Origin of the sequence: Pseudomonas tremae (assembly GCF_001401155.1) — a bacterium.
GTDB classification, from domain to species: domain Bacteria; phylum Pseudomonadota; class Gammaproteobacteria; order Pseudomonadales; family Pseudomonadaceae; genus Aquipseudomonas; species Aquipseudomonas tremae.
In genome coordinates this window covers 47,663-66,440 of sequence record NZ_LJRO01000313.1, presented here as the reverse complement: position 1 = coordinate 66,440, position 18,778 = coordinate 47,663, and the positions used below count along the sequence as shown (strand labels likewise).

General features: G+C 59.5%; 18 protein-coding genes. 7 read left to right on the top strand and 11 right to left on the bottom strand.

Going from position 1 to position 18,778, the window contains the following annotated elements; translation table 11 throughout:
- The first annotated feature begins 23 nt into the window (after window positions 1-23).
- From hpf to ALO43_RS17985, 4 genes are read left to right on the top strand one after another with little or no spacing between them, the layout of a single operon-like run.
- Window positions 24-332, top strand: a complete 309-nt coding sequence (gene hpf / locus ALO43_RS18000; RefSeq protein ID WP_005889040.1) for a ribosome hibernation-promoting factor, HPF/YfiA family — start codon at window positions 24-26, stop codon at window positions 330-332.
- An 11-nt stretch (window positions 333-343) separates the two neighbouring features.
- Entirely contained in the window at window positions 344-811 is a 468-nt protein-coding gene (gene ptsN / locus ALO43_RS17995; RefSeq protein WP_005889038.1) for a PTS IIA-like nitrogen regulatory protein PtsN, read from the top strand.
- A gap of 2 nt (window positions 812-813) precedes the next feature.
- The gene (gene rapZ, locus ALO43_RS17990; protein WP_005889037.1) at window positions 814-1,671 is read left to right on the top strand and encodes an RNase adapter RapZ; all 858 of its coding nucleotides are present in this window, start codon (window positions 814-816) and stop codon (window positions 1,669-1,671) included.
- 16 nt (window positions 1,672-1,687) lie between these two features.
- A complete protein-coding gene (locus tag ALO43_RS17985; RefSeq protein ID WP_005889036.1) occupies window positions 1,688-1,960 on the top strand; it encodes an HPr family phosphocarrier protein in 273 nt (90 codons plus the stop codon).
- A gap of 197 nt (window positions 1,961-2,157) precedes the next feature.
- On the opposite strand, the gene ALO43_RS17980 is transcribed toward ALO43_RS17985, so the two are convergent.
- The 3 genes from ALO43_RS17980 to pmbA all read right to left on the bottom strand — a co-directional run bounded on the left by ALO43_RS17980 (window position 2,158) and on the right by pmbA (window position 4,851).
- Window positions 2,158-2,769, bottom strand: a complete 612-nt coding sequence (locus tag ALO43_RS17980) for a superoxide dismutase (protein WP_024668799.1) — start codon at window positions 2,767-2,769, stop codon at window positions 2,158-2,160.
- Between the two features lies 1 nt (window position 2,770).
- Entirely contained in the window at window positions 2,771-3,232 is a 462-nt protein-coding gene (locus ALO43_RS17975; RefSeq protein ID WP_054997878.1) for a tetratricopeptide repeat protein, read from the bottom strand.
- Between the two features lie 272 nt (window positions 3,233-3,504).
- Entirely contained in the window at window positions 3,505-4,851 is a 1,347-nt protein-coding gene (pmbA, locus tag ALO43_RS17970; protein WP_005889033.1) for a metalloprotease PmbA, read from the bottom strand.
- 107 nt (window positions 4,852-4,958) lie between these two features.
- Here pmbA and yjgA point away from each other — a divergent pair, with 107 nt between their 5' ends.
- On the top strand, window positions 4,959-5,480 hold the full coding sequence (gene yjgA, locus ALO43_RS17965) for a ribosome biogenesis factor YjgA (RefSeq protein WP_003364101.1): 522 nt from the start codon (window positions 4,959-4,961) through the stop codon (window positions 5,478-5,480).
- A gap of 41 nt (window positions 5,481-5,521) precedes the next feature.
- Here yjgA and tldD read toward each other — a convergent pair whose 3' ends face one another.
- From tldD to mreB, 8 genes are all read right to left on the bottom strand, one after another.
- Window positions 5,522-6,961, bottom strand: coding sequence for a metalloprotease TldD (gene tldD / locus ALO43_RS17960; RefSeq protein ID WP_054997877.1), 1,440 nt, complete (start codon window positions 6,959-6,961; stop codon window positions 5,522-5,524).
- Between the two features lie 2 nt (window positions 6,962-6,963).
- On the bottom strand, window positions 6,964-7,809 hold the full coding sequence (locus tag ALO43_RS17955) for a carbon-nitrogen hydrolase family protein (protein WP_054997876.1): 846 nt from the start codon (window positions 7,807-7,809) through the stop codon (window positions 6,964-6,966).
- Window positions 7,810-7,857: 48 nt separating this feature from the next.
- Window positions 7,858-11,673 (bottom strand): YhdP family protein, encoded by a 3,816-nt coding sequence (locus ALO43_RS17950; protein ID WP_054997875.1) that lies wholly within the window; start codon window positions 11,671-11,673, stop codon window positions 7,858-7,860.
- A gap of 193 nt (window positions 11,674-11,866) precedes the next feature.
- Window positions 11,867-13,324 carry a ribonuclease G gene (rng, locus tag ALO43_RS17945; protein WP_005889028.1) on the bottom strand — a complete coding sequence of 486 codons (1,458 nt, stop codon included), beginning with the start codon at window positions 13,322-13,324 and terminating at the stop codon, window positions 11,867-11,869.
- Window positions 13,321-13,923, bottom strand: coding sequence for a Maf family protein (locus ALO43_RS17940; protein WP_053480146.1), 603 nt, complete (start codon window positions 13,921-13,923; stop codon window positions 13,321-13,323). Before ALO43_RS17940 ends, rng begins: the two co-directional genes overlap by 4 nt.
- A 67-nt stretch (window positions 13,924-13,990) precedes the next feature.
- Entirely contained in the window at window positions 13,991-14,482 is a 492-nt protein-coding gene (gene mreD / locus ALO43_RS17935; RefSeq protein WP_024668794.1) for a rod shape-determining protein MreD, read from the bottom strand.
- Window positions 14,475-15,542 carry a rod shape-determining protein MreC gene (gene mreC / locus ALO43_RS17930; protein WP_054997874.1) on the bottom strand — a complete coding sequence of 356 codons (1,068 nt, stop codon included), beginning with the start codon at window positions 15,540-15,542 and terminating at the stop codon, window positions 14,475-14,477. The genes mreD and mreC overlap by 8 nt, the downstream gene beginning before the upstream one ends.
- A 230-nt stretch (window positions 15,543-15,772) precedes the next feature.
- Complete coding sequence (mreB, locus tag ALO43_RS17925; RefSeq protein ID WP_002555108.1) at window positions 15,773-16,810, bottom strand: rod shape-determining protein MreB; 1,038 nt, start codon at window positions 16,808-16,810, stop codon at window positions 15,773-15,775.
- A gap of 205 nt (window positions 16,811-17,015) precedes the next feature.
- Here mreB and gatC point away from each other — a divergent pair, with 205 nt between their 5' ends.
- Both gatC and gatA read left to right on the top strand, forming a co-directional pair.
- Window positions 17,016-17,303, top strand: a complete 288-nt coding sequence (gatC, locus tag ALO43_RS17920; RefSeq protein ID WP_002555109.1) for an Asp-tRNA(Asn)/Glu-tRNA(Gln) amidotransferase subunit GatC — start codon at window positions 17,016-17,018, stop codon at window positions 17,301-17,303.
- A gap of 14 nt (window positions 17,304-17,317) precedes the next feature.
- Window positions 17,318-18,769, top strand: a complete 1,452-nt coding sequence (gene gatA / locus ALO43_RS17915) for an Asp-tRNA(Asn)/Glu-tRNA(Gln) amidotransferase subunit GatA (protein ID WP_024668792.1) — start codon at window positions 17,318-17,320, stop codon at window positions 18,767-18,769.
- The last annotated feature ends 9 nt before the right edge of the window (window positions 18,770-18,778 follow it).

The following is an 18,778-nucleotide window of genomic DNA, read 5'->3' as shown; positions in this document are numbered from 1 at the left end:
TGCACTGGCAAAGGAGAAACTGTATGCAAGTCAACATCAGTGGACACCAACTGGAAGTGACCAAACCCCTTCGCGAATACATTGAGCTCAAGCTCAGGAAGCTCGAGGGGCATTTTGACAAGATTACGAACGTGCAGGTCACGATGGCGGTCGAGAAGCTAAAGCAAAAGATCGAAGCCACGCTGCATATCCACGGTGGAGAGGTCGTTGCCAATGCTCAACATGACGATATGTATGCAGCTATCGACCTGCTCACTGACAAGCTCGACAGACAATTGCTCAAGCATAAGGAAAAGCAGCAAAGCATCCTCAAAGGTGCGGCCGCTCGCTAACGCCCATTTAAATGATCCGAATTGAAAATATCCTGACCGCCGGCCGTTCACTTGTGAACGCGCCGGGCGGCAGTAAAAAGTCTGTACTCCAGGAAATCGCCAACCTGATCGGTCGCGAAGTCCCGACGATAGATACGGACACCGTATTTACCAGTCTCGTGGCTCGCGAAAAGTTGGGATCGACCGGTTTCGGCAATGGCATAGCCATCCCTCATTGCCGCCTTGCCGCCTGCGAGCAGCCTGTAAGTGCCGTGATTCACCTCGCCAACCCGATTGATTTTGACGCCATCGATGGTGCGCCGGTAGACCTGCTGTTTGTATTGCTGGTGCCACAAGCCGCTACCGATGAGCACCTGGAGTTGCTGCGCCAGATCGCCAGCATGCTCGACGATAAAGATGTGCGTAAGCGCTTGCGCAGTGCCACCAGTAACGAAGCGCTTTATCAAGTGGTGCTGGACGTACAGAACGGAAAGACCTGACCATGCGCATGATCATCGTCAGTGGCCGCTCGGGCTCGGGCAAAAGTACCGCGCTGGATGTTCTTGAAGACAGTGGCTTCTACTGCGTCGACAACCTTCCGGCCGGCCTGCTGCCAGAGCTGGCAGAGCGCGCGCTGATCAATACCGAGCTGGCCGAGCCGTTGCTGGCGGTTTCAATTGATGCACGCAACCTGCCAAGCCACCTGACCCGCTTTCCGCAAATGCTCGATGAAGTGCGCGCGCGCAATATCCAGTGTGACGTGCTGTACCTCGATGCGGACGAAGCAACGCTGCTCAAGCGCTTTTCGGAAACCCGTCGTCGCCATCCGCTGAGTACGGCAGATCGTTCACTGGCCGAAGCGATACGCGACGAGACCACCCTGCTCGGCCCGATCATCGACCTGGCCGACCTGAAGATCAACACCACTCACCTGAACCTCTACCAGCTGCGCGATGCGCTCAAACTGCGCTTGCTGAACAAGCCTGAGCCAGGCACCGCCTTCCTGATCGAGTCTTTCGGGTTCAAGCGTGGCATGCCTGTTGACGCAGATCTGGTTTTCGACGTGCGCTGCCTGCCCAACCCCTACTGGAAGCCCGAGCTACGCGACCATTCAGGCCTTGAGCAGCCGGTCATCGACTACTTGTCAGTGCAGCCCGATGTAGAAGAAATGTTTCAGGATATCTTCTCCTACCTCAATAAATGGTTGCCGCGGTTCGCTGCCAGTAATCGTTCATACGTTACTATTGCCATCGGCTGCACCGGCGGGCATCACCGCTCCGTCTACCTGACAGAAAGGCTTGGTCAGGTCTTGCAACAATCACTCAAGAATGTTCAGGTTCGCCACCGCGACCTTAGCTGAAAGGATTTTCTCTGCGATGCCCGCCCGTCAAATCACAATTATCAACAAACTGGGTCTGCACGCCCGTGCCGCCGCCAAATTCGTAGGTGTCGCAGGCAAGTTTCCCTGCAAGATAAGAGTCGGCCGCGCGCCGGAAAGCATGGTCGACGGGAAAAGCATCATGGCGGTGATGATGCTCGCAGCTGGCAAAGGCACCGAGATCCATCTGCACACCGAAGGCGAGTTCGAACAGGAAGCGCTGGACGGGCTGGTAGAGCTGATTGATAACAAGTTCGACGAGGGCGAATAAGCCCTCGTACCAGGTACGTCACGCGGATGCTCGATGCATCACCCGCAACACTGCACCTGCAACCAGCTCAGGCCCTGCCCTGCCAACAGCGCCATTCCCGCCATAAACAGAAGCGCCCCGACAACAAGACGCAACCGCCTCACACGGCTGATAGTAAGCACTTCAGAGCGCACGTGCAGACTCGCCTGATTTGACAGTCAGGCCAGTGCGGCTTCATAGCGTCGGGCAACTTCGTTCCAGTTGATCACGTTGTAAAACGCGTTGATGTATTCGGGCCGACGGTTCTGATACCGCAGGTAGTAGGCATGCTCCCATACGTCCAGGCCTAGAATCGGCGTATTGCCGTTCATCAACGGGCTGTCCTGGTTGCCGCTGCTTTCAACGACCAGCTTTTTGTCCGGGGTGACACTCAGCCAGGCCCAGCCGCTGCCAAAACGCGTCAATGCCGCTTTGGTGAAAGCTTCCTTGAAACGCTCGAAGCCGCCCAGCTGCTCATCGATTGCAGCCGCGATAGCGCCTTGGGGCAAGCCACCGCCGCCGGGCACCATCACTTCCCAGAACAGCGAATGGTTGGCATGGCCGCCGCCCTGATTGATAACCGCAGGGCGCAGGTTCTCAGGCAGTTGGCTGACGCTGGCCACCAGCTTTTCGACGGACCAGTCGGCAAACTCGGTTCCTTCGACCGCTGCGTTGAGGTTGGTGATGTAGGTCTGGTGATGCTTGGTGTAGTGAATTTCCATGGTCTGCGCATCGATATGCGGCTCAAGTGCATCGTAGGCGTAAGGCAGTGCTGGCAAGGTGTAGGACATATCAATGTGCTCCGTGGAAAAGGCCTGAGGAGGCCGTGGAATCGTGCTGTAGCGACGACCTGAGGCGCTCGCCGTTGCAGTTCAGCAGTCGATGGGTACGCGGATATTCGCCATGTTCACTGATGAAGCTCAGCAGCTCTGCATAGGTTTTGCTGCTGTGGCGCAGTGCAGCCTGGCGCAGGGACGGTGGCAGGCGCGGGTTCTGCATGGTCTGCAATAAATGCTGATGGATCGCACAGAGGTACTCCGCGCTCTCCTCCGGCTGACCGAGACTGAGGTGCAGGTCCGCTAGGTTGTGATGGGAGATCACGCAGGCGGCAACGGCTTCGTCGACATCCTTCCAGCGTTCGAACAGCACTTGCGCCAGGGCCAGCGCCTGAAGGTACAACTCACGCGCCTCGACCCACTCACCAAGACTGAAACAGCGATTGGCCTGTTCAATGGTGCGTTCCCAATGCTGCATGACATACCTCCAGAGGCGCTGGCTGAGCGGATCAAATGACACAGGCAGCCAAAATACACCTTCAAATGATACTCATTATTAAATGAGATTCTGACTCAACACAAGCCTGCCGATGAGATTGATTCTTGAAAGGGGTAACACAAGAGCGATCAGTCACTCATGAGTTCTGATCATGGAAGGGTGATGCGAAGGGAGTGCGGCGGGGATCGTTCAAAAACTGCATGCCAATGCAGCGCATTGGCATGAGGAGTCGCTCAAGTGGTGACGGGGGTTCAGCTTCCCGCCACCATCATCCGTTCGATCAGTACCGAGCCTGTACGGATGTTGCTGCGTAATTCAAGGTCGCTGCCGACGGCGACGATCTGCTTGAACATGTCACGCATATTGCCAGCAATGGTCACTTCCTGAACCGGGAACTGGATCTCGCCGTTTTCGACCCAGAAACCTGCAGCCCCGCGAGAATAGTCACCAGTCACCATGTTCAGGCCACTGCCCATCAGCTCGGTGACCAGCAGGCCACGCCCCATGCGTCGGATCAGCGCGTCCTGATCTTCTGTGCCGTGAGTGACGAACAGGTTGTGGACGCCCCCCGCATTGGCGGTACTCGGCATGCCCAGCTTGCGGCCGGAATAGGTGCTCAATATGTAGGAAACCAGGTCGCCGTTCTCGACAAACGGCTTGGCATAGGTCGCCAGACCGTCGCTGTCGAACGCAGAGCTGCCCATGGCGTGCATCAGGTGCGGACGCTCGTCGATGGTCATCCACTCAGGGAAAAGCCGTTGGCCCAGCGAACCTTCGAGGAACGATGATTTACGGTACAGGTTGCCGCCGGAAATCGCGCCGAGAAAACTGCCGAACAGGCCACCCGCCAGCTCGGCAGCGAACAGCACTGGCACTTCGCAGGTTGGCACAGGACGCGCGCCCAGACGGCTCGCCGCACGCAATGCAGCCTTGCGACCGATGCTCTGCGCGTCGGCCAATAACTGGCCCTTGCGATTGACGTCATACCAGTAGTCGCGCTGCATCTGGCCGTCGCCCTCGGCGATCATCACGCAACTGAGGCTGTGCCGGGTCGACGCATAGCCGCCGACAAAGCCATTGCTGTTGCCGTATACACGACAGCCCTGATGCGTGTTGAGCGTGGTGCCGTCCGCATTCTTGATGCGGCTGTCGGCGTCGAACGCAGCCGCTTCACAGGTCAGCGCCTGTTCGATGGCCTGTTCGGGGGTGATGTCCCAGGCATGATACAAATCGAAATCCATGACTTCCTTGGCCATCAACGCCGCATCGGCCAGACCGGAGCTTTCGTCCTCGGACGTATGCTCGGCGATCGCCAGTGCGGCAGCGACCGTTTCGCGGATGGCATCGGCGCCTGTTGCCGACGTACTGGCAGAGCCTTTGCGCTGCCCTACGTACAAGGTGATACCGAAGCCCTGATCGCGATTGAATTCGACTGTCTCGACTTCACGCTGACGGACCGATGTCGACAGCCCCTGATCCACCGACACAGCGACTTCGCAGGCACTGGCGCCCTGACGCCTGGCTTCAGCGATGATCTGCTCGACCTGTTCCTGCAGCTCGGGCAAGGCCTGTGGGCCGACGCTTTGGGTTGCACTCATGACTTTCTCCATCAAATTCTTCTTTCAGCACAGGCCGAATACCGACCGGGCCGGACAAGCGGCCCTCGACTGGTTATCATGGCGGCGTTTATTTGCGGACTGCCCCCATGGTTGATTCTTACGACGACTCCCTCGACGGGGAGAAAAGCAAAACCCAGGTCAAACGAGAGCTGCATGCTCTGGTTGATCTCGGCGAGCGACTGACAACACTCAAAGCCGATGTACTGGCCAAGCTGCCTCTGACCGACGCCTTGCGCAAGGCTCTGGCTGAAGCGCCCAAACACACGGCCAATATCGCCCGAAAACGGCATATTCTGTTCATTGGCAAGCTGATGCGCGATCAGGACCAGGAAGCCATTCTGGTGCTTCTGGATCAACTCGACGCATCCACTCGCCAGTACAACGAACGTTTTCATAATCTGGAGCGCTGGCGAGATCGCCTGATCGCAGGTGATGACGCCGACCTCGAGAAATTCGTTGTCGAATACCCCGACGCCGACCGTCAGCAACTGCGTTCGCTGATCCGTCAGGCGCAACACGAAGTTGCACGCAACAAACCGCCGGCCACCAGCCGCAAAATCTTCAAATACATCCGTGAGCTGGACGAACTTCAACGCGGACTGCGTTGATGTCGACCTCGGGGCTGGCAACAACCGGCCCCGACTCACAATCAGTTACCCGTACCGCCAACCGTGATCGCGTCAATTTTCAGCGTAGGCTGCCCCACACCAACCGGCAATGACTGACCATCCTTACCGCATGTACCAACGCCGCTGTCCAGCGACAGATCGTTGCCGACCATCGAAACCCGGCTCATCGCTTCTGGCCCATTACCGATCAGGGTCGCACCTTTGACCGGCGCAGTGATCTTGCCGTCTTCGATCAGGTAAGCCTCACTGGTCGAAAACACGAACTTGCCGCTGGTGATATCAACCTGACCGCCGCCGAGGCTGGCGCAATAGATGCCTCGCTTCACCGACGCGATGATTTCCTGCGGATCGCTCTGCCCGCCCAGCATGTAGGTGTTGGTCATGCGCGGCATTGGCAGATGCGCATAAGACTCGCGACGACCGTTGCCGGTGCTCGCCACGCCCATCAACCGGGCATTGAGCTTGTCCTGCATGTAGCCCTTGAGCACACCGTTCTCGATCAGCGTGGTGCATTCGGTTGGCGTGCCTTCGTCATCGACGCTCAGCGAACCTCGACGCCCGACCAATGTACCGTCGTCAACGATGGTGCAGAGTTTCGACGCGACCATCTCGCCCATGCGTCCGCTATAGGCCGAACTGCCTTTGCGGTTGAAATCGCCTTCCAGACCGTGACCCACCGCCTCATGCAGCAAAACACCGGACCAGCCGGAACCGAGCACTACAGGCAAGGTGCCTGCCGGCGCCGGGATAGCTTCGAGATTGACCAGCGCCTGACGTAACGCTTCGCGCGCATAACCCATCGCACGATCGTCAGCGAGGAAATAACGGTAGTCGGTACGCCCGCCTCCGCCATGCCCGCCACGCTCGCGACGGCCGTTCTGCTCGACGATAACGCTGACGTTGAAGCGCACCAGCGGACGCACATCGGCAGCCAGGCTGCCATCAGCGGCCGCGACCAGAATGCGTTCCCAGACCCCGGCCATGCTCACCGACACCTGCTGGATACGCGAGTCCAGCGCGCGCGTCGCGACGTCGATACGCTTGAGCAACTCGACCTTCTCGGCTCGGCTCAGCACTTCCAGCGGGTTATCCGGGGCGTACAACTGGGCGACGTCCTGCGACGTGAACGCCTGTACCCGGCCATTCTGACCAGCGCGGGAGATCGAGCGCGCAGTGCGGGCAGCCGTGAGCAGAGCGTCATGGGTGATAGCGTTGCTGTACGCAAAACCGGTCTTCTCGCCCGACTGGGCACGCACGCCCACACCTTGATCCAGATTGAAACTGCCTTCCTTGACGATGCCGTCTTCGAGTGACCAAGACTCGGAAATCATGCCCTGAAAATACAGATCAGCCGCGTCGATACCAGGACCGGCAAGCTCGCCGAGCACCGATTGCAGGCTGTCGAGGGTCAGGCCGCCAGGTGCCAGAAGGTGTTCGCTGACTGAGGACAGATCACTCATATTTACTCCGAAGCAGGCCGCATGGCGTCCTGCGAAAAAAAGCGCCGGTGACTGGACACCGGCATCCGCGCCCGTATGGACGCTTGTTCTTCACTGTCGCGTGTGGCCAGCAGCACGGCTTCACCCTGCGCTTGCTGAGCCAGTACGCGGCCCCATGGATCAACGATGGCCGCGTGCCCGTAAGTCTCGCGAGGCCCCGGATGGACCCCGCCTTGTGCCGCCGCCAGCACGTAGCACTGGGTTTCGATGGCCCGCGCCCGGATCAAGATGTCCCAATGCGCAGCCCCCGTAACCGCCGTAAATGCCGACGGCGCAGTAATCAGTTCAGCGCCCGCTTCACGCAGCGCGGTATACAGCTCGGGAAAACGCAGGTCGTAACAGACCGTCATCCCCAGACGACCGACAGGTGTGTCGGCTACCACCACATTGTTGCCATGCGCGTAGTCGTCCGATTCACGGTAACGGCCTCGATGGTCGGCAACGTCTACGTCGAACAGGTGCAGTTTGTCATAACGGGCTACTTGCTCGCCGTGCTCATCGATCAGCAATGAGCACGCCGTCACCTTGCCATCAGGTTGACCATCAGGCGGCAGCGGCAATGTTCCGGCAACAATCCATAACTTGAGGTCGCGAGCGGCAAGTTTCAACCATGGCAGGATCGGCCCTTGCCCATCAGCTTCTGCGCGACCGATATCTGCTACGTCGCGACGCCCGATGGCAGCGAAGTTTTCAGGCAGCACAGCAAGCCGGGCACCGCCCTCGGCGGCCTGCTCCAGCAAGCCACGTGCCTTGGCCAGGTTGGCTTCGACGTCGCTCTGGCTGACCATCTGAATCACGGCAAAAGACATTGCGCCCCGCTCCTTGATGACATGGCCACCACTGTACTCCATGAGGCGCTACTGGGGTTTCTCAAATGGCTTGTCGAAGGTGATCCTCGGTTCTTTCCACGGCCCTTCAACCTTGTACTGAACGCTGGCGAAGCGGGCAACCCGGTCGCCCAGCAGCTTGTCGACCAGAAACAGCGCTCCGCCAATGGCCGGCGCGCCGACGATAAGGGCGGCAATCGGCAAGTTGTTGGTCACTGGCAAGGTCACCAACAGCTTGGCATCCACCCGGTCGCGAACCATGTCCAGCGTACCGTTGAGTTCCAGGTTGCTGGACGGTCCGGTCAGGGTGATCGGATTGCGTGTCACGTAAACCCCATCGCTGGCCACCAACAAGCCCTTGACCCGGTCATAGCTCAAACCCTTACCGAGCAGGTCAGAGAAGTCCAGACGCAAGCGACGACCAATGGAATTGAAGTTCAACAGACCGAACACGCGCAACGCCTGGGCACCACCTTCGACCTCGACAAACTGGCCTCTGTTCAACGTGGCATCCAGGCTGCCGGAATAACGCTTGAGGCCTACCCAGGCAGGCGAACCGGGCCAGCGTCCGTCAACATTCAGTTCGAAACGTTCACTGGTAACGGTCGGCGCAAAATTCCAGGCCTTCAGCACATCTGCCAGGTTCTTGCCGGCCAGATGGCCCTTGAACCAACTGCTGCTGGCACCCGGAGCGCCCTCCCAGGCACCGTCGCCCTCAAGCAGGATGCCTTTGAGCCCCAGACTCAGGTCCGACATACGCATGCCAGCGGGCGTTGGACGAATCTTCAGCGCCCAGGCGCCCAGCAGTTGATCGCCTTGAAACAGCTGGGCGATCTTGACGTCCAGCGCCGGAATATTGCGCGGGTCTATGTCCGCCAGCGGATCAGGCGCGTTCTCGATTACGGTGGCATTCGGGTCAGAGGCTGGCAGGCGCACATACAGCATGTCGATGCCGATGGGCGCAGACTTGGCGTCCGGCAGCAGCGCCGTACCTTTGACCAGCGCACTGTCCAGCGACAAGGCCCATGCTGCGGCGTTGCGCTGCAATTGAACACGTACGTCATTCAGCGTGGTGCCCATCGCCGTCAGCTTGCCGATCTGCAGGTCTACGCTGTTGAGCAGCTGTTTGGCGCTACCACCCGCATCACCGCCGGAATAACGTGCTGCCAATTCCTGCCAGGGGGCAACGTCCAGCTCGGACAGTTCACCACGAACTCTCACCCCTTTGGCATCAGGCACGATTGCGCCGCCCCGGCCCAGATAAAGCTCGCCACGCCCGTCGGCGAATTTGCCGCCTGGTGCTGCGAAAGCAAAGTTGGCCAGATTGTCATAGGCGGCGCCCAACCGACGCTCGGCTCCCTGAAGGGTCATGCGGAATTCGCTCGGGCGCTCTTCATCTGCCGTCTTGCCGAACGGCGCCGGCAGATCGATCGCCACCCCTTTGAGGGTGGAACTGATCAGCATCGGGCTGTCCTTGCTGTCCAGTGTCAACTGCAACTGATAGGGCAGATCGCCAGACACCGGTAACGGTTGCGTAACGTTCAGCCAGTCAGTCAGTTTCTTCACGGTGACCTGACCGTTAGCCATAATGCGCGTCACATTGGCGCCTGGCTTGCCCTCGGCAGCGATTTCCGCTGTCACCGGACGATCAAATGCCTGTGCCTTGATGCCCTTGCCACTCAGGCCGCTGTTGCTGTCGAACCGGAAGTCGCCCTTGAGTCGGGTCAGCTCCAGCACCGGATCGGCCAGCTTCAAGCGTGCATTGTCCGTGCTGAAATCCACCAGGACTTTGGGCTCGACGCCCTTGGCCAGCGGAATATCCAGCTTCAGCTTGCCATCCAGCGGGCCTTCGCCCTGCCATCCGGCAAACGTGCTGCCGGTGCCGATCGGTGCTTGCTGAAGGATTTTCAGGCCATCGCCCAGGCCTCCGGAAAAATTGCCATCGACCAACAAGTGGCTGTCCTGACCTGACGGGACATGCGGGATATTCACCAGCACATTGCTGACTTTGGTGTTCAGCAATTGCCCCTTGCTCGCCTTGACACGTACACCGCTGTTTTCAACATACACCTTGCCATCCACACCGGTCAGCGAAGGCCAGCCCGGCTGGAACGCCAGCGTTGCATTGCTGACATCAAAAAACAGGCTGATCACACGGGCTGTGTCAGGAGAGCTCTTGTTAAGCGAGCCCTGGTACTGGAAAAAACCTTGCTTGACCGCACCACTCACCACCGCAGTGCGCAGCCAGTGATCGAGTTCCGGGCTGAGCGCGGTCGGCAGGTATTTGCTGGTATAGCGACCGTCGCCATCGACCATGCCGACGCGCAAGTCCATGTAGTCTTCCTGATCGTGACTGAGGTGGATCTTGATCAGGAAGTCCGCAGCTATCTTGCCCTCATCACCCAGCACCTTGATGTAGGGGGCGATCAGGGTGAACGCCTGATCGTCCAGCTTCCAGGTCAGGCGAGCATTGGCCTTCCGGTAAAACCACGGTTTGGCGAAAATAGGGTCCAGATGCAGCATGAAATCATCGGTATCGAGCCGCAGCTCACCTTGTCCCAGATCGCCGCTGATTGCACCGCTGACATTGCCGGCAGCCGGCGCGCCGCGATAAGCGTTGAAACCGATGTTGTCCAGATTGGCCGCAAACCCGAGGCGCTGGTCGCCCGTGGCTTGCGGACGATAGTCGAGCAACACGTTGCGCAGCCCGCCTGTGACTTTGAGGCCATCAACCACGGCCATGGCTTTTTCCGGCAATGGCGCAAAGGAGTCGATCAACGGTGTGAGCGGCGTAAGGTCGAGGCGGTCAGCCTGTACGTGCCAGAGTTCTTCGCTGTCAGGTGTCGCAGCAGCCTGGGTCAGCTGCAGGCGGCTTTCCCAACGATCGCTGCCGAGGCTCATCGCCAGTGAATCAAGATTAACGTCAAAGCCTGCGTCTGTACGCGCGAACCAGGCGTTAAGTGCCAGATTATAGACCGTCGATGGCTTGCGGCTGGCGTAGGCGCCTTTGATCTGCGGCGCATTGAGGCGCGCGGTGGCGCTTTGGACGGTGCCTTTACCCCAGCTCATCCACACCTCGCCGCCAGCCTGCAGCGTCGACAGGCTCCACTCACGCGTGAGGCTTTTCGGCAACCATTTGGCCCAGTCGCTTTGCGGCAGGCTGGCGTATATATCGGCCTCGCCTTCTTTCCACTGACTGGCCTGAATGCGCGAGCGCACGTTCAGCGCAAACGGCTGACCGTCCGGCAGAGTCAGGCGGGCATCAAGACGCTGGTGATAGGGGCCGGTGGCCAGGCCCAGATCGACATAGGTCAAGGTCATCGGCGCAGCATCATACGGCTGCACCGTCACCTGACTACCAAGCAGCGACAGATGTTCGACCGCCTGCACCTGGTTCAGCACCTGCTCGGGGTCGAACGGGCTGTCGTCACGCACCGGCAAGCCCTGCACTGCCCAATTGCCGTCCTGATCCTGCCTGAGGATGAACTGCAGACCGTCTACCTCAAGGTGAGCGATCCGCACTTCTCGGGCCAGCAGGCTGCCCCATAGATCGGGAACGACCCGCACGCGATCCAGACGCAAGGCTGTCGCCCCTTCGCCGACCATCACATCGTGGGCCAGCAGCACTGGAGCAAAGCGGCTCCAGCTGCCTTCCAGCCGCCCGATGCTCAATGGCATACCCAGCGCGCTGGTGGCTTTGGTTTCTACATCGACACGGTATTCGGCAACCAGGGGTGTGAGCTGACGTCCGAGGCTGACGTAAAGCGCCGCGAGCACCAGCAGCAGCGCACACAGGCCGAGCCCCCAGCGCGTCAGAGTCGCAATGATGCGAGAAAGGCGCCCCATTTCAGGATGCCCTCCACTGCGGGATGCAAAAACCGGAATCGGCGAATCGATTCCGGCTCAACGGTGCAGGTGCGGTCAGGTACAGGTTTTGCTCGTTCGCCACACATCATTCTCGATAAAACGGCATACCTGCCAAAAACCCTTCGGGCGCTCGTTATAACTTCTCAAAATAACTTTCAAACGGCCAGCATCCTCAGAGCAGCACTACGTCGTATTGTTCCTGCGAGTACATGGTTTCTACCTGAAAACGGATGGTGCGGCCAATAAAGCTCTCAAGTTCAGCCACATTGCCCGATTCTTCGTCCAGCAATCGGTCCACCACACGCTGATTGGCCAGAACCCGATAACCCACGGCCTGATAAGCACGGGCTTCGCGCAGAATCTCGCGGAAGATTTCGTAACAGATGGTCTCGGGGGTTTTCAGCTTGCCGCGTCCGGCACAGCAATGGCAGGGCTCGCACAGCACCTGCTCAAGGCTCTCACGGGTGCGCTTGCGCGTCATCTGCACCAGACCGAGCTCGGTGATACCGATGATGTTGGTCTTGGCGTGGTCGCGCTCCAGCTGCTTCTCGAGCGTGCGCAATACCTGACGCTGGTGTTCACCGTCCTCCATGTCGATGAAGTCGATAATGATGATACCGCCCAGGTTGCGCAGACGCAGTTGCCGGGCAATCGCGATCGCCGCTTCGAGGTTGGTCTTGAAGATGGTTTCTTCCAGGTTGCGATGCCCCACAAACGCCCCGGTATTGACGTCGATGGTGCTCATCGCCTCGGCAGGGTCGATCACCAGATATCCGCCCGACTTGAGCGGCACCTTGCGCTCGAGAGCTTTCTGGATTTCGTCTTCGACGCCATACAGGTCGAATATCGGCCGCTCGCCCGGATAATGCTCGAGTCGATCAGCAATTTCAGGCATCAGTTCAGCCACGAACTGCGTGGTCTTCTGAAAGGTTTCTCGAGAGTCGATACGGATTTTCTCGATGCGCGGGCTGACCAGATCACGCAAGGTCCGCAGCGCTAGCCCCAAGTCTTCGTAAATCACCGTGGGCGGGCTGACAGTCTTTATCTGCTCGGCAATCTGATCCCAGAGCCTGCGCAGGTAACGAATGTCCATCAGGATTTCATCAGCACCCGCGCCTTCCGCTGCGGTGCGCAGGATAAAGCCTCCGGCCTCCTTGATACCCTCAAGGGCCACGCAATCACTGACCACTTTCTTGAGCCGCTCGCGCTCCGCCTCGTCCTCGATTTTCAGGGAAATACCGACGTGGGCAGTGCGCGGCATGTACACCAGGTAACGTGAGGGGATGGATAGCTGCGTCGTCAGCCGTGCGCCCTTGCTGCCGATCGGATCCTTGGTGACCTGCACCACAAGGCTCTGCCCGTCGTGCACCAGCGATGCGATGCTTTCGACCGCAGGCCCTTCGCGCATGGAGATTTCCGATGCATGAATGAACGCCGCGCGGTCCAGGCCGATGTCGATAAACGCTGCCTGCATACCAGGCAACACCCGTACGACCTTGCCCTTGTAGATGTTGCCGACGATACCCCGCCGCTGGGTGCGCTCGACATGCACCTCTTGCAGCACGCCGTTTTCCACCACTGCTACCCGTGATTCCATGGGGGTGATGTTGATCAGAATCTCTTCACTCATGACTTGTCACCTTCCAGGCATTGCCAGCAGGGTATGCCGAAACGGCCGAGCAGTTCTGCGGTTTCGCACAGAGGCAGACCCACAACCCCAGAATAGCTGCCTTGCAAGGCCTCGACGAAAATCGCCGCCAGCCCTTGAATGGCATAGCCCCCGGCCTTGTCGGCAGGTTCGCCGCTGGCCCAGTAGGCGTGTGCCTCAGGGGCCTGAATCGGGCGAAAGCGCACAAGACTGCTCACGACACGGGTTTCACTGCGTTGCCGGTCACAGAGCGCGACGGCCGTCAGCACGCTGTGTTCACGCCCTGACAAGGCATTCAGCATGGCCAGGGCGTCCGCTTCATCGACCGGTTTGCCGAGAATGCGTCCATCCAGCACCACTGCGGTGTCAGCACCCATCACACACGCCTGCTGATCGGCTGGCAACAACGCTAGCCCGGCCTGGGCCTTTCCGAGCGCCAGACGCTCGACATAGGCCGCAGGGGTTTCGTGGTCAAGAGGGGTTTCGTCAATCTGAGCGCCCAGCACGGTAAAGGGCACACCGATCTGAGTCAGAAGTTCGCGGCGGCGCGGCGAGCCAGAAGCCAGATAAAGCAAGGGCATAAGGACATCTCCGTGTCTGTGCGGGTGAGCACGAACGACGCAACAGGGCGTCTCGCTCACCTTGCGTTTAATTGATTTTCAAACGTTTGCGCAATCCACGCAGGCCGTAACTTATCCAGGGCCACAACAGCGCACTGACCAGCGCCGGCAGAACCAGCGCCAGAGTGGGCTGACGATTACCCGTCAACGCGCTCAGCCAAAGCTGCGCAAGCTGCGCCAGACCAAACACTACCAACAGCACCAGACACTGCTGCCACATGGGAAACATGCGCAGGCGCTGCTGCAAGGACATCACCAGGAACGTGATCAGGCTGAGGATCAGCGCATTCTGGCCGAGCAATGTGCCATACAGCACATCTTCCATCAGCCCGAGTATCCACGCAGTGGCCATACCATATTTGTGCGGCAGCGTCAGAACCCAGAAGGTCAGCAGCAAGGCCAGCCACAAGGGCCGGAAGATTTCCATGAACTGTGGCAGCGGCGAAACGCTCAGCAGCAGGCCGATCGCGAACGTCAGCCAGACCACCCAGCCATTGCGCCCGGAAACATGACTAACCATCGATAGGCTCCCGGGCGCCGGAAGGCGTCGTTGCAGCCGGTCGGGACGAGGCCGGCCGGGAGGCGGGCTTCGCTGGCGTGACAGGCACAGCGGCAGGCGCTGGCGTCGTCCGCTGAGCGGCAGATTTATGAGCAGCGGTGCTGCCGGGGAATACCGGGATGCTCGCCTGCGGCCACATCGGGAATGCGGGCGCCGGCGGAGGCAATGTCGCCATCACTGTAGGCTCGATACCCTTGTCGAGCGATTCCTGAGCCTGCGCAGCATCAGCTGCCCGCTCTTCCGGCGAGCGACCGTCGGAGAACACCAGCAGCAGGTAGCGGCTGCGATTCAGGGCTGCCGTGGGCACAGCGCGAACGATCGCAAACGGCTGGCCGGAATCGTGAATGACTTCCTTGACCGTCGCCACCGGGTAGCCTGCCGGAAAACGCTGGCCGAGCCCGGAGCTGACCAGCAGGTCGCCCTCTTTGATGTCAGCCGTATCTGCCACATGCCGAAGCTCAAGACGCTCCGGGTTGCCGGTGCCACTGGCGATGGCGCGCAGACCGTTGCGATTGACCTGCACCGGGATGCTATGGGTCGTGTCAGTCAGCAACAAGACGCGTGAGGTGTAGGGCATGAGCTCGACAACCTGGCCCATCAGGCCGCGCGCGTCGAGCACCGGCTGGCCGAGCACCACGCCATCGCGCTCGCCCTTGTTGATGATGATGCGATGGGTAAAAGGGTTCGGGTCCATGCCGATCAGCTCGGCGACCTCGACCTTCTCATTGACCAGTGCCGAGGAATTCAGCAACTCGCGCAGACGAACGTTCTGCTCGGTCAATGCCGCCAGCTTTTGCAGGCGACCTTGCAGGAGCAGGGCTTCAGTCTTGAGTTTTTCGTTTTCTGCGATTAGCTCGGTGCGGCTACCGAACTGACTGGCAACGCCTTGATACAAACGTTGTGGCAGATCGACGATCCAGTAGGACTGCATGAGCACCATCGACATCTGGCTGCGCACGGGCTTGAGGATCGTAAAGCGGGCGTCGACAACCATCAACGCAACCGACAGAACGGCCAGCACCAGCAGACGAACGCCCAGCGACGGGCCTTTTGTAAAAAGCGGTTTAATAGGCCGCTCCTTCCAGGCATGCGATCGTCGGATCGAACTTCAAATGGCAATTATTCATGCGGTATGTAACCGGCCCGGACAAATGAGAGAGATAGGCACCTGTTTCGGCGTCAGCCTGATGCACACAGGTAGCACATACGCCACCTGCATACAAAAGGCTCCATGAAAGGCACCCCGGCGAATTATTCGCTGGAGAGCAGATCCATGGTGTGCTTATCCATCATTTCCAGCGCACGGCCACCGCCACGCGCCACGCAGGTCAGCGGGTCTTCGGCAACGATCACCGGCAGACCTGTTTCCTGAGCCAGCAGTTTGTCCAGATCACGCAACAGCGCACCACCACCGGTCAACACCAGACCACGTTCGGCGATGTCCGAAGCGAGTTCTGGAGGCGATTGTTCCAGGGCGCTTTTGACCGCCTGAACGATGGTCGCCAGCGACTCCTGAAGTGCTTCAAGCACTTCGTTGGAGTTCAGGGTGAACGCACGAGGCACGCCTTCAGCCAGGTTACGGCCACGGACGTCGACTTCACGCACTTCACCGCCCGGGTAGGCCGTGCCGATTTCCTGCTTGATGCGTTCGGCGGTGGACTCGCCGATCAGGCTGCCGTAGTTGCGACGCACGTAGGTAATGATCGCTTCGTCGAAACGGTCGCCGCCCACACGTACGGATTCGGCATACACCACACCGTTCAGGGAGATCAGCGCGATTTCCGTGGTGCCGCCGCCGATGTCGACAACCATCGAACCGCGAGCTTCCTCTACTGGCAGACCCGCGCCGATGGCTGCTGCCATTGGCTCTTCGATCAGGAATACTTCCCGTGCGCCTGCGCCCAGGGCCGATTCGCGAATGGCGCGACGCTCAACCTGAGTGGATTTGCACGGCACGCAGATCAGCACACGAGGGCTAGGCTGCAGAAAGCTGTTTTCGTGAACCTTGTTGATAAAGTACTGCAACATTTTTTCGCAGACGCTGAAATCGGCGATAACGCCGTCTTTCATGGGGCGAATGGCTGCAATGTTGCCTGGAGTACGGCCCAGCATGCGCTTGGCCTCGGTACCGACAGCGACGACACTCTTCTGGTTGCCATGAGTACGAATGGCGACGACAGAGGGCTCATTCAGAACGATACCGCGCTCACGCACGTAGATAAGGGTGTTGGCAGTGCCCAGGTCGATGGATAGATCACTGGAAAACATGCCACGCAGTTTCTTGAACATGGGAAAGGGACCCTAGGGAACGCGTGGTAAAAAAAGTGCGGCAAACTCTAACAACGACAGGGATTTTGGGCAAGGAGCCAATATGCTAAATTGACGCTTTTCCGAACCCTACCCTCGACGTTAGCGGCTTGAGACAGTCATAACGCGATAGTGTTCCGCAATTGGCAACAAAGCAAATCCGTCAGCCTTCCACTGGAGATACCTCATGGCGCTTGAACGCTCCGACGTGGAAAAAATCGCTCATCTGGCCCGACTGGGGCTCAATGACGCCGATATCCCGCGTACTACCGAAGCATTGAACAGCATTCTCGGTCTGGTCGATCAGATGCAGGCGGTCGACACCACCGGCATCGAACCGCTGGCCCATCCGCTGGAAGCAACCCAGCGCCTGCGCGAAGACGCTGTCACCGAGCGAAATCGCCGCGACACTTACCAAGCCATCGCACCTGCGGTCCAGGACGGTCTGTATCTGGTTCCGAAAGTCATCGAGTAAGGGAAAGCGCCTGCATGCATCAAATGACTCTGGCCGAGATCGCTCGCGGACTCGCCGAAAAAAAGTTTTCTTCTGAAGAGCTGACCCGGGTTCTGCTGTCGCGCATCGCACAGCTCGACCCGCAGCTCAACAGTTTCATCACCCTCACCGAAGACTTGGCCATCACTCAGGCCCAAGCGGCGGACGCTCGGCGTGCAGCTGGTGAGAATGGCGCCTTGCTCGGCGCCCCGCTGGCGCACAAGGACCTGTTTTGCACCCAGGGCATCCGCACCAGTTGCGGGTCTCTGATGCTCGATAATTTCAAGGCACCGTACGACGCCACCGTGGTTTCACGACTGGCCTCGGCTGGCACAGTGACACTGGGCAAGACCAACATGGACGAATTCGCCATGGGTTCAGCCAACGAGTCGAGTCACTATGGCGCCGTGAAAAACCCGTGGAACCTGGAATGCGTACCAGGCGGTTCTTCGGGTGGTTCGGCAGCCGCTGTCGCTGCACGCCTGCTGCCTGCCGCAACCGGTACCGATACCGGCGGCTCGATCCGCCAGCCCGCAGCACTGACCAACCTCACCGGCCTCAAGCCGACCTACGGTCGTGTGTCGCGCTGGGGCATGATCGCCTACGCCTCCAGTCTCGATCAGGCCGGGCCGATGGCTCGCACCGCAGAAGACTGCGCACTGCTGCTGCAAGGCATGGCCGGCTTTGACCCGCAGGATTCCACCAGCATCGACGAGCCGGTCCCGGATTACTCCGCCAGCCTGAATACCTCGCTCAAGGGCCTGCGTATCGGCGTGCCGAAAGAGTATTTCAGTGCAGGCCTCGACCCGCGCATCGCGCAGCTGGTGCATGAAAGCGTCAAAGAGCTGGAAAAGCTCGGTGCTATCGTCAAGGAAGTCAGCCTGCCGAACCTGCAGCATGCCATCCCGGCCTACTACGTCATTGCCCCGGCAGAAGCATCGTCCAACCTGTCGCGTTTCGACGGCGTGCGCTTCGGCTACCGCTGCGAAGACCCGAAAGACCTGACCGACCTGTACAAGCGTTCGCGCGCCGAAGGCTTCGGCCCGGAAGTCCAGCGTCGCATCATGGTCGGCGCCTACGCGCTGTCGGCGGGTTACTACGACGCCTACTACTTGCAGGCGCAGAAAATCCGTCGCCTGATCAAGAACGATTTCATGAGCGCATTTGCCGAAGTGGACGTGATTCTCGGCCCGACCACGCCTAACCCGGCCTGGAAAATCGGCGCCAAGACTCATGACCCGATTGCCGAATACCTGGAAGACTTCTACACCATCACCGCCAACCTGGCGGGCCTGCCCGGCTTGTCCATGCCAGCGGGTTTTGTCGATGGTCTGCCGGTCGGCGTGCAGCTGCTCGCTCCGTATTTCCAGGAAGGCCGCCTCTTGAATGTGGCGCATCAGTATCAGCAAGTCACTGATTGGCACACTCGCGCACCTGAAGGCTTCTGAGGAGAAACA